Raw genomic sequence first — 11,745 nt, 5'->3', positions numbered from 1 at the left:
AACAGGTACGGACCCGCCAGAGGTCCCGCCGCGCGGAGGAATCATGTCGTCGCATCAGCACCACGCCCACTCAACGGTCGCCGCGCCGCCCGATGCGTGTGTCGTCCCGCCCCCGGCGTCCGGCGCCCGGCAGGGGCGGGTGGACCGTCTTCTGGCCGATCCCCGTGTGCAGCGGGAGCTGCGCGGCGTGGTGGGGCGCGTGCAGGGGGTGCTGGCCGGGCGCTCGGTGATTGAGCCGGCGTGCGGCGACGGCTGGTGGACGGCGCATCTGGCGCAGGCCGCGCAGGCCGTCACGGCCCTGACCGACGATCCCGCCGCCCTGCGCCGCGCCGCCGCCCGTCGCCTGCCTGCCAACCGGGTGGCGCTATTGCAGGCCGCGCCCGAGGACCTGCCGCGGCTGGGCGGGGCCTTCGATGGCGGCTTCGCCGCTTTCCTCTGCGCCGGAGGCGGGAATACATATCGCACCGACGTCCTGACGCTGCTGCACCGGCGGCTTGGGCCGGGCGCCGCGGTGGTGTTGGTGGATGCCCGCGAGCCCGAGGCCCGCTCCGGCGCCATGGCCGAAGACGACCTGCGCGCCCGCGTGCGCGAGACGGCTCCCGACGCCCGCGCGCTGAGGCTGGACATGGGCGAGCGGCTGTGGTGCCTCAGCTATACGCTCTGACGCCGGGCCGACCAGGACGCGCCGGCATTTACGGGCGGGCGGCAAGGCGTTAGAAACACGCTTTGTCGCAAGCCGTGAAAGCCGTTTTCCTTGTCTCGCAAACACTCCACCCGCGCACTGTTCGGCCGCCTCCTGCGCGAGGCCGTGCGCCCCTATGCCGCGCGCATCGGCCTTGCCGTCGTCGCCATGGCGGTGGCCGCCGCCGCGCAGGGCATGACGGCGTGGCTCATGGAGCCGGTGGTGGACCAGGTGTTCTCGCAGAAGGACAAGTCCATGCTGTGGCCCGTGGCGATCGCCGTGCTGGCGACCTTCGCCGTCAAGGGCATCGCCGAGTACAGCCAGTCCGGGCTCATGAGCCATGTCGGCCTGCGCGCCATCGCCGACCTGCAAAACCGGCTTTATGCACACCTCACCAGCCAGGACGTGGCGTTCTTCCAGGCGCACAAGACCGGCTCGCTGGTGTCGCGCTTCCTGGTCGACGTGAACCTGCTGCGCGCCGCCGTCTCCAACGGGATCACCGGCGTGGGCAAGGATGCGCTGACCGCCGCCGCGCTGATCGGCGTGATGTTCTACCAGGATTGGGTCCTGGCGACGGCGGCCTTCCTGGTGTTTCCCATCGCCATCTATCCGGTGGCCCGCCTGGGCCGGCGCATGCGGAAGGTGTCGGTGAACACCCAGGAGCAGATGGGCGCCTTCAACACCCTGCTTGAGCAGTCCTTCGCCGGCATCCGCATGGTCAAGGCCTATCGCATGGAACGGGTGGAGCAGGGCCGTGTCGCCGAGTTGACGGAGACCGTCTACCGCCTGACCCAGAAGGGCGCGCTGACCCGTGCCGCCTCCAGTCCCATCATGGAAATGATGGGCGGCATCGCGGTGACGGTGGTGATCGTCTACGGCGGCTTGCGGGTGATCGAGGGCGTGACCACCACGGGGGCGTTCTTCTCCTTCATCACCGCGTTGATGATGGCCTACCGGCCGTTGAAGGCGCTCGCGAACCTGAACACGGTCATCCAGGAAGGAATGGGCGCCGCCCAGCGCCTGTTCGACGTGCTGGACACGCGCCCCGCCATCACCGACGCACCCGACGCCCAGCCGCTGCTGTTGTCGGGCGGGCATGTGCGGCTGGAGGGGGTCACCTTCCGCTACGACGCCGCCGAGACCGACGAGCGCCCGGCGCTGCACGGCCTGGATCTGGACGTTCCGGCGGGCAGGACCGTGGCGCTGGTGGGGCCGTCGGGGTCCGGCAAGTCGACGGTCATGAACATGATCCCGCGCTTCTACGACGCCACCGAGGGGCGGGTGACCGTCGACGGCCAGGACGTGCGGGCGGTCACGCTGGACAGCCTGCGTGACGCCGTGGCGCTGGTCAGCCAGGAGGTGGTTCTTTTCGACGACACGGTGGCCGCCAACATCGGCTTCGGGAAGCCCGGCGCAACGCGGGAGGAAATCGAGACCGCCGCCCGCAACGCCGCCGCGCACGAGTTCATCGCGGCGCTGCCCCAGGGCTACGACACCATCGTCGGCGAGCGCGGCCTGAAGCTGTCCGGCGGCCAGCGCCAGCGCCTGTCCATCGCCCGTGCCATGCTCAAGAACGCCCCCATCCTGCTGCTGGACGAGGCGACCAGCGCGCTCGACACCGAAAGCGAACGGCAGGTGCAGGGGGCGTTGGAAGACCTGATGCGCGGCCGCACAACGCTGGTCATCGCGCACCGCCTGTCCACGGTGACCAATGCCGACCTGATCCACGTCATCGACGCCGGGCGCCTGGTGGAGAGCGGCACGCACGAGGATCTGCTGCGCAAGGGCGGCGCATACGCGCGGCTCTACCAGCTTCAGTTCGCCGCCGAACAGGCGCCGGGGCAGGGCGGAGAGGATATCGCCCTTGCGCCTTAGGTCTCAGGGCAGCGTTCGCGAAGGTCTGCGACTTTACAACCGTGCACCTACGGGCTAAGCGGATGTATGGGAGCACTTGAAACGCGCCCCTGGTTCCGGTCCATAAGGTCCTGCTCATGATGCACAGCGGCTCCTCCGTTCCCACCCTTCCCCTGGCACGCACGCTCTTTCCCGCCCGCGTCCATCCGGCGGCGCAGGCTGCGGTTCTGGTGGGACTGGGCGTGCTGGTGCTGACGCTGTCGGCGTGGGTGCGGGTGCCGTTCTGGCCCGTGCCGATGACCCTTCAGACCCTGGCTGTCCTGCTGCTGGCAAGCGCCTATGGCGCGCGACTCGGGACGGGTACCGTGCTGGCCTATCTGGCGGCGGGAGCGGCCGGGCTGCCGGTCTTTGCCGGGACGCCGGAGCGCGGCATCGGCATCGCGTACATGATGGGCCCCACGGGCGGCTACCTGATGGGTTTCGTGCTGGCTACCGCCCTGGTGGGCGCGCTGGCGGACCGCGGATGGGACCGCCGGCTGTTCGGCGCGGGCCTCGCCTTGACGCTGGGGCTGACGGTGATCGTAGCCGCTGGCGGGGCGTGGCTCGCGGCGCTGATCGGCCCGGCCGAGGCGCTGGCGGTGGGCGTGGTGCCCTTCCTTCCGGCGGAGGTGGTGAAGGTCTGCCTCGGCATGTGCCTGCTGCCCGCCCTGTGGGCGCTGGTGGAGCGGCGGCGCGAGCAGCCTGGAGCATTTCCGATCAGGCGCGGTCGCACCTGATCGGCGGTGTGCGCGCTTCCGCGCGCGCCTTCGGCTTCAGGCGCCACTAAGGGGCACGCGCCTGACCGGCGCGGGGGCGCCGTCGCGACCCTATTCGCTCTTTTTCGATCGCGTTTGATCGCAGGGCATTAGCGGGGCGGGCAGGTCTCCAGCATCCTGAGGGTGCGCTCGTCGGTGCCCAGCAGGGCCAGCGGGTCTGCGACCCCCTGTTCCTCGAGCCACTGAACCTGAAGACGGAACGCCTGGCCCTCCAGTTCGGCACGGCAGCGGGCCGTCTTGTCCAGGCCGTTGTGAAGCTGGACGTGGTGGACGATTTCGTGCAGCAGGTAGCTGGCGTCCTCCAGCCGCGACAGATCGCAGGCGTCATCGAGCAGGACGACGCCGGTCGCGGGATCATAGGCGCCCCGGACGCCCGGCGCGTCCTCGAAGCGGAAACCCGGAAAGCAGCGCCGGCGAAGGTCCGCCTGGTCGGTGCGCGCCACCACGGGGGGCGGGGGTGCCGGTACTTCGATTTCCGCCGCAACCCAGTGCGTCATGTCGCGCACCGTGGTGTCGGTGGAGCCGGCACCGACCGGCCCTGAAAGAAGCAGAAGCGCCAGCACGGCGCAGAGAATGCGCGATGGCGCCATGACAGCCCTCCATCGTCCCGGCTTCGCTTAAGAATAGCGTGCACCGCAGCTGCCGTCGTCCGATCAGGGGTGGGGCGTCCTACTCCGCCCCGTCCTCGTACTGCATCTGCTGCCTGGGGAAGTCCGCCTTCGGCCCGATGGCGCGGCGGTCGCGCTTGAAGGCGGGGTCGGTCTGCATGTAGAGCGACAGAAGCCGCGCCATGGCCTCCAGGCTCTTCATGTGGGTGCGCTCCCAGCCGTGGCTGCCGTCGACGGCGAAGCAGACCAGGGCGGCGCGGATGTCGTTGCCCGCCTCCAGCGCCGAGGCGGCGTCCGAGCGGTAATAGCGGAAGACGTCGCGCTCGTGCTCGATTCCGAACTCCCTGCACAGCCCGATCAGCCGGCGCGTCAGGTGCCAGTCGAAGGGACCCGTCATGTCCTGCATGGCAACGGTCACGCCGTATTCGCTGGTGTTCTGGCCAGGCGCGATGGTGCCGTTGTCCACCGAGACCATTTCGGCCACGTCGCCGTGCAGGATCGACGAGGCGCCAACACCCACTTCCTCGGAGATGGTGAACAGCAGGTGGCAGTCCACGGGCAGCTCCACGCCGTTGTCCTGGACGGCCTTGGCGGCGGCCAGCATGGCGGCGACACCCGCCTTGTCGTCCAGGTGGCGGGAGTTGATGAAGCCCGTGTCCGTGATTTCCGGCTGGGCGTCGATGGAGACGTGGTCGCCGATGTTGATGCCGACGTGCTGAAGGTCGGCCTTGGTGTGGCAGAATTCGTCCACCCGCACTTCCACGTTCTGCCAACTGGTCGGCTGGGTGTCGATTTCCTCGTTGAAGGCGTGGCCGGAGGCCTTGAGCGGCATGATCGTGCCGCGGAAGGTCTTGTGATCGTCGCCATAGATGGTGCAGCGCGCGCCTTCGGCGAAGCGGGCCGACCAGTGGCCGATCATCGCCAGTTCCAGGCGGCCGTTGTCCTTCAGGCCCTTGACGATGGCGCCCAGCGTGTCGACGTGGCCGATGATGGCGCGGTCGGGGCTGTAACGCACGCCGGGAAGGTTGGCGCGGATGGCGCCCCGGCGGGTCAATTCATAGTCGATGCCCATGCTCTCAAGCTCGCCGCAGACATAATGGACGATGGTGTCCGTCATGCCCGTCGGGCTGGGCGTGTTGAGCATCATGAAAAGGACACGGAGCAGGTAATCGGTGTCCACCTCCAGGCGGCGCAAGTCACTCTCCCTTGATCTGGTTGGACCGGTCGGCGAGCGGCGCGAAGCGCGTCTGCGGGAACAGCAAGTCGATAAAACGCTCGGCCGTCGGTTGGGGTTCATGGTTGGCGAGGCCGGGGCGCTCGTTGGCCTCGATGATCACGTAGTCCGGGCCCGCGACGTCGGGCACCAGGAAGTCGAACCCCACCACGGGAATGTCCAGCGCCCGCGCGCCCTTGACGGCGGCTTCCACCAGCGTGTGGTGCAGGCGCTCGGTCACGTCGTGGATGGTGCCGCCGGTGTGCAGGTTGGCGGTCTTGCGCACGACGATCTCGCGCCCGTCCGCAGGCACAGAGTCCCAATCCAGGCCCTCGTCGGCGAGGCAGCGTTCGGTCTCAGCGTCGGTCGGGATGCGGCTTTCCCCGCCGGTGGCCGCGGCGCGGCGGCGGCTCTGGTGCTCGATCAGGGTGCGCAGCGTGTCGCGGCCGTTGCCGGTGATGGCGGCGGGGCGCCGGGTGGCGGCGGCCACGACCTTGCTGTCGATGACGATGATGCGCAGGTCCTGACCCGCGCAGAATTCCTCCAGCAGCACGGTCTCGCAGAAGCGCCGGGCTTCCCCGACCGCGCGTTCGACGGCCTCGGCGTCGGACAGGTCGACCGAAATACCCTGGCCCTGTTCCCCGCGCGCCGGCTTGACCACCAGCCGCCCGCACCGCTGAAGGAAGGCCGCGTTGTCCTCCGCCGCGCCGGCCGCCTGCTGGCGTGGCACGCGCAGGCCGGCCTTTTCCAGCAGGCGGCGCGTGACAGCCTTGTCGTCGCAGCGCGACATGGCGATGGCGGTGGTCAACTCGGTCAGGCTTTCGCGGCAGACGATGGACCGCCCGCCGTGGGACAGCGCGAAGTATCCTGCTTCCTCGTCCAGCACCTCCACCGCGATGCCGCGCCTGCGGGCCTCGTCGACGATGATGCGGGCGTAGGGGTTGAGGTCGGCTTCCGGCTCGGGCCCGATGAACAGGCGCTCGTTGATGGAATTCTTGTGCTTGAGCGTGAACACGGGCACGCGCTCGAAGCCCAGTTTTTCGTACAGGCGGATCGCCATCTCGTTGGTGTGCATGACCGACAGGTCCATGAAGGCCCGCCCGCGCGCCTGGTAATGCTCCGCCAACTGGCGCACCAGCGCCTCGCCGATGCCGGGCAGGTGGGTCTGCCCGTCCACGGCCAGCGCCCACAGCGAGGAGCCGTTGTCCGGGTCGTTGAAGGCGCGCTTGTGGTCGACGCCGGTCACCACGCCGACCACGTCCTCCGAGTGATCGTCCACGGCCACCAGCACCGTGACGACGCGCGAGTTGCGGTTGGCCCACAGGAAGTCGTCGGGGAAGGGCACCATGCCGCGGCTGGAGTAGATGCGGTTGACCTGGTCGCATTCCTCGGGCGTGCGCACCAGCCGTACCGTGAAGCCCTGCCGCCGCTGCCGCGCGGGGCGGTAGCGGTTGAGCCACAGGCGGAAGGTGTGGCTGGGGTCCAGGAACAGCTCCTGCGGCGCATGGGCCAGCGCCACATGCGGGTCGCGGATATAGAAGACGATGTCGCGCCGGCCTGGGCGCTCGGTGCGCAGCAGTTCGGCGGCGTCGCGCGGGTCGTCGAAGGTCTGCGCGAAGATCAGCCGCCCCCAGCCGCATTCCACCACGACGGCCTTGTCCATGGCGCGGGCGGCCGGATCGCGCGGCAACTCGCCCCAGTTCTTGAGTGACGGCGAAGCGTTGCTTTCCAGCCGGTGATGCTGGTGCGGCGGCGGGTGGGTCTTCTTGCCCATGAGGGTCGGCCTTCGGTCATCAACGGAAGGAACAGCGGGCGGGGCAGGAAGCGCGTCGGTCTACAGGTCGTGGGTCTGGAGCCACATCTCAAGCAGCGCCACCTGCCACAGCTTCGATCCGCGCAGGGGCGTGATGTGCCCGGTGGGATCGTCGAGCAGCATGTCCACGTAGTCGCGCCTGAACAGCCCGCGCTGGCGGGCAGCTCGGCTGTCCAGGTGGTCGCGCACGAAATCCAGGTACGGCCCCTGGATGTACTTCAACGCCGGCACGGGGAAATAGCCCTTGGGCCGGTCGATGACGCCCGACGGAATCACCTTCCGCGCGCCTTCCTTCAGCACCCATTTGCCGCCGTCGCGGACCTTCAACTCGGCGGGGATGCGGCCGGCCAGTTCCACCAACTCGTGGTCGAGGAACGGCACGCGCGCCTCCAGCCCCCAGGCCATGGTCATGTTGTCGACGCGCTTGACCGGGTCGTCCACCAGCATGACGGTCGTGTCCAGCCGCAGGGCCTTGTCCACGGCGCGGTCGGCGCCGGGCTGCCCGAAGTGCTCGGCGACGAAGGCGCGGCTGTGGTCGGTGTCGTCGACCATGCGCGGGTCGACGGCCTGGGCGACCTCCGCATGGTCGCGGTCGAAGAAGACGCGGGCGTAGTCGGCCACCGGATCGTTGCTGTCCAACAGCGGCGGATACCAGTGGTAGCCGCCGAACACCTCGTCGGCGCCCTGGCCGGACTGGACCACGTGGACGTGTTTCGACACCTCCTCCGATAGCAGAAAGAAGCCCACGTTGTCGTAGGACACCATGGGCTCGTTCATGGCGTCGAAGGTGCGTGGCAGGGTCTCGATCAGGCGGTCGGAGGGGATGAACAGCTTGTGGTGGTCAGTGCCGAAGTGCTCGGCCACCAGGTCGGAATACTGGAACTCGTCGCCCTTCTCGCCGCCGGCGGCCTCGAAGCCGACCGAGAACGTGTTGAGCCCCGTCTGCCCCTGTTCGGCCAGCAGCCCGACGATGAGGCTGGAATCGAGCCCGCCCGACAGCAGCACGCCGACGGGCACGTCGGACACCAGCCGGCGCTTCACGGCGACGCGCAGGGCGTCCATCACCATGTCCTGCCACTCCTCCGGCGACCGGCGCAGGTCGTCGCCCGTCTGCTGGACCTCCAGCGTCCAGTACCGCTGTTCGGATCGGGTACCGTCGGCGTCGATGCTCAGCACGGTCGCCGGCGGCAGCTTGCGCACGCCCTTGAGGATGGTGCGCGGCGCCGGCACGACCGCGTGAAAGGTCATGTAGTGGTGCAGGGCGATCGGATCGATGTCGGTATCGATCTCCCCGCGCCCGCCGGCCAGGATGGCAGGCAGGGCGGAGGCAAAGCGCAGGCCGCCCGGCACCTCGGCGGTGTAGAGCGGCTTGATGCCCAGGCGGTCGCGGGCCAGCGTCACGCGACCCGACTCGCGTTCCCAGATGCAGAAGGCGAACATGCCGTGAAAGCGCTTCACGCACATGGGCCCCCAGGCGTGGAAGGCTTTCAGGATCACTTCCGTGTCGCCATGGCTGAAGAAGCGGTATCCCTGCGCGGACAACTCCTCGCGCAGTTCGGGGTAGTTGTAGATGCAGCCGTTGAAGACGATGGCGAGGCCCAGGTCCGGGTCCGCCATGGGCTGCTGGGCGCTGTCCGACAGGTCGATGATCTTCAGCCGCCGATGGCCGAAGGCGATGCGCCCCTGTGCGAAGACGCCCGCGCCGTCAGGGCCGCGCCGGGCCAGGCGTTCCGCCATGCGCGAGACGGCCCCGGCATCCGCCACCCCGCCGTCGAACCGTATCTCGCCGCAGATGCCGCACATGGAACCGCCTCCGTCTTCGCCTGTACCGCCTTGAAAACGCTTGAGCAGGAGGAACGTCCCTGGAAGGTAGAGGCGCATCCGCCGCCGTTCAAGCACTCCACCGGATGCCATGTTCGGCGAAATGGACGGAAGTCTCTGGTCGCGCTACACTAAAGGCAGGATGCTGTCTCATTTTGTCGAAGACCCGGGCATGTTTTTGTCGCAGTTATAAGACAAAAGTCGTGCGACCATGACTTTTGGCCAGTCTTTGTTCGGTCCTGAGTCTCGGGTATGCTGCGCTCCGGCAAGAAACGCCGCGGCAAGGCGAACCGCGGACCGCCGTCCGACGGCCCGTTGCGGGGCCGCATGAGAGGGAATGATGCCGTCCTCCGAGATCTGCAAGGTCCTGGTCATCGACGACAACCCGTCCGACGTCGCGCTCGTGCATTTCGAGCTGGATGACGCGGCTCCGGGCGTCTACGAGGTGACCGGCGCCGAGACCCTGGCCGAGGGACTGGGCCATGTGGCGGAGCGCGAATTCGACGTGGCCCTTCTGGACATGGGCCTGCCCGACAGCCGCGGCATGGAGACCGTGCGCAGCTTCCTGGAGGCCGCGACCGACATCCCCGTGATCGTGCTGACGGGCCTCGACGACCCGCACATCGGCCTGCAGGCGGTGCAGGCGGGGGCGCAGGATTTCCTCATCAAGGGGCAGGTGCGCGGCGAGCTTCTGGAGCGCGCCATCGCGTATGCCCGCGAGCGCAAGGCCGTGGAAGGCGAGCTTCGGGAAAGCGAGAAGCGCCTGCGCACCATCCTGGAAACCTCGCCGGTCGGCGTCGCCATGACCCGCGCCGGCGGCTCAATCCTGTTCGCCAACACCCGCCTGGGCGAAATGCTGGGCGTGCCCCCGGAGGAACTGTTCGGCAGCCGGGCCGAGGACCACTACGTCGAGCCCGCCGAGCGCGTGCGGCTGGAGCGCGAAGTCTCTCACGGCGGTGTGGTGCTGGACCGCGAGATGAAGATGCTGCGCGGCGACGGCAGTGCCTTCTGGGTGCTGCTGTCCATGCAGCCCATCCAGTATGAAAACGACTACGCCCTGCTGGTCTGGCTCTACGACATCTCCTCGCGCAAGGAGGCCGAGGAGGCCATGGCCCGCGCCAAGGAGCACGCCGAGGCGGCGGCGCGGGCCAAGTCGGAGTTCGTGGCGGTGATGAGCCACGAAATCCGCACCCCCATGAACGGCATCCTCGGCATGGTGCGCCTGCTGCTGGACACCGAACTGTCGGAGCAGCAGCGCGACTACGCCGAAACCATCCGCTATTCGGGCGAGGCCCTGATGGCGATCCTCAACGACGTGCTCGACCTCTCCAAGCTGGAGGCCGGGCGCATGCAGCTGGACGAAACCGTGTTCGAGACGGCGCGCCTGCTGCACAGTGTCGTCGACCTGCTGGACGGCCGGGCGCGGGAAAAGGGCCTGGTGCTCGAGCACGACGTGGCCGAGGGCGTGCCAGAGGTGCTGGCCGGCGATGCAGGGCGGCTGCGCCAGGTGCTCCTCAACCTCATCAGCAACGCCATCAAGTTCACCGACGAAGGCGCGGTCAGCCTTGTCGTGGCACCGCAGGAGGCGCCGGCGGCGAGCGGCGGGGACCAGACTGGCCGCGTCGCCCTGCGGTTCGAGGTGCGCGACACCGGCATCGGGATCTCCACGCCGGCGCGCGAGCGCCTGTTCACCGCCTTCACCCAGGCCGACCAGTCCATCTCCCGCCGCTACGGCGGCACCGGTCTGGGGCTGGCGATCTGTCAGCGGTTCGTGGACCTGATGGGCGGCCGCATCGGTGTCGACAGCCGGGAAGGGCAGGGCAGCACCTTCTGGTTCGAGGTGGCCCTGCGCCGCGCCACCGAAGCGGAGGCCGCAGGGCCCCTCCGCGCCGCCGCCGCGGCCGACGGGACGGGGGCACGCGGCGCGCAACCCGCCGCAGCCGGCGGTGCGCCGGCGCGCCCGCTCCAGGTGCTTCTGGCCGAGGACAACATCGTCAACCGCAAGGTCGCCATGGCCTTCCTGGAGCGCGCCGGCCATGTGGTGACGGTGGCCCGCGACGGCTACGAGGCCGTGGCCCAGGCCGGGCGCGGCGGCTTCGACGTGGTGCTGATGGATGTCAGCATGCCCGGCATGGACGGCTACGAGGCGACCAGCCGCATCCGCTCCCTGCCGGACTCGCGCGGCCGGGTGCCCATTCTGGCGCTGACCGCCAGCGCCATGCGCGGCGAGGCGGAACGCTGCCGGGCCGCCGGCATGGACGGCTACCTCGCCAAGCCCATCGACGCCGATGTGCTGGAGCGCGAGATCGCCGCCGCCGCCGCCCGCTGGTCGGTCGCCGACGACAGCCTGTCGGGTGGCGACGCGACGGTCGACGGCGAGGGCGGCATCGGCGACGGGCTGGCCCTTCTGGAACCCGCCGCCTTGCGGGGGCTGGAAGGGCAGCTGGGCCGGGAATACCTGGAGGAGCTTCTGCGCGAGTTCCTTGTCCAGGCGCGGCGTTACCTGGACCTGGCCGAGGCGGGGGTGGCCGCGCCGCGCCATCCCGATACCCTGCGTGCCGCGCACGACCTGAAGTCCACCAGCATTAACTTCGGCTTCCGCCGCCTGGGCGCCCTGGCCGAATCCCTGGAGGTGGCGTGCCGGAACGATGATGCCGAAAGCGTGCGCGACGTCGCGGATGCTCTTCCCGCGTGCCTGGATGCGTCGCTGCGGGCGGTGACGGACCTCTATCCGGACGTGCGCCTCGCGGCCGAGTAGGCCAACTCCGCGTTTTTTCAGCCTCTTCCCCTGTGTCCCCGTCGCTTGCGGGGATAAAACGGCCGGCTGCCGGTTGTGTTTCCGTGCGCGCGGCATTAGGGTTTTGGGATACAACGACGTTTTCCCGCGATGGTCATCCTCCGGATGGGGCCGGTTCCTGTCGTCGCGGTATGTTTCACAG

At 69.1% G+C, this 11,745-nt stretch carries 8 protein-coding genes; 4 read left to right on the top strand and 4 right to left on the bottom strand.

The features are described 5' to 3' along the window. Window positions 1-43: 43 nt before the first annotated feature. The 3 genes from C882_RS23505 (at window position 44) to C882_RS17640 (ending at window position 3,312) form a co-directional block, all read left to right on the top strand. Window positions 44-664: a methyltransferase domain-containing protein gene (locus C882_RS23505; RefSeq protein ID WP_052000211.1), complete on the top strand. Its 621-nt coding sequence runs from the start codon at window positions 44-46 to the stop codon at window positions 662-664. Between the two features lie 90 nt (window positions 665-754). Further along, window positions 755-2,557: an ABC transporter ATP-binding protein gene (locus C882_RS17645; protein ID WP_009542022.1), complete on the top strand. Its 1,803-nt coding sequence runs from the start codon at window positions 755-757 to the stop codon at window positions 2,555-2,557. A 116-nt stretch (window positions 2,558-2,673) separates the two neighbouring features. Beyond that, window positions 2,674-3,312: a biotin transporter BioY gene (locus C882_RS17640; RefSeq protein WP_009542021.1), complete on the top strand. Its 639-nt coding sequence runs from the start codon at window positions 2,674-2,676 to the stop codon at window positions 3,310-3,312. A gap of 128 nt (window positions 3,313-3,440) precedes the next feature. Here the strand turns inward: C882_RS17640 and C882_RS23500 are convergent, their stop codons facing one another. The 4 genes from C882_RS23500 to C882_RS17620 form a co-directional block, all read right to left on the bottom strand. After that, window positions 3,441-3,941, bottom strand: coding sequence for a DUF6647 family protein (locus tag C882_RS23500; protein WP_009542020.1), 501 nt, complete (start codon window positions 3,939-3,941; stop codon window positions 3,441-3,443). A 79-nt stretch (window positions 3,942-4,020) separates the two neighbouring features. After that, the gene (locus tag C882_RS17630) at window positions 4,021-5,154 is read right to left on the bottom strand and encodes an osmoprotectant NAGGN system M42 family peptidase (RefSeq protein ID WP_009542019.1); all 1,134 of its coding nucleotides are present in this window, start codon (window positions 5,152-5,154) and stop codon (window positions 4,021-4,023) included. Between the two features lies 1 nt (window position 5,155). Next, window positions 5,156-6,946 (bottom strand): N-acetylglutaminylglutamine synthetase, encoded by a 1,791-nt coding sequence (gene ngg, locus C882_RS17625; protein ID WP_009542018.1) that lies wholly within the window; start codon window positions 6,944-6,946, stop codon window positions 5,156-5,158. A 60-nt stretch (window positions 6,947-7,006) separates the two neighbouring features. Continuing rightward, window positions 7,007-8,788: an N-acetylglutaminylglutamine amidotransferase gene (locus tag C882_RS17620; RefSeq protein WP_009542017.1), complete on the bottom strand. Its 1,782-nt coding sequence runs from the start codon at window positions 8,786-8,788 to the stop codon at window positions 7,007-7,009. Window positions 8,789-9,143: 355 nt separating this feature from the next. On the opposite strand from C882_RS17620, the gene C882_RS17615 reads away from it, so the two are divergent. Further along, window positions 9,144-11,564 carry a hybrid sensor histidine kinase/response regulator gene (locus C882_RS17615; protein ID WP_009542016.1) on the top strand — a complete coding sequence of 807 codons (2,421 nt, stop codon included), beginning with the start codon at window positions 9,144-9,146 and terminating at the stop codon, window positions 11,562-11,564. Window positions 11,565-11,745 lie beyond the last annotated feature (181 nt).

Origin of the sequence: Caenispirillum salinarum AK4 (genome assembly GCF_000315795.1) — a bacterium.
Lineage (GTDB): Bacteria > Pseudomonadota > Alphaproteobacteria > Rhodospirillales > Rhodospirillaceae > Caenispirillum > Caenispirillum salinarum.
This window is presented reverse-complemented; position numbering and strand designations above follow the sequence as displayed.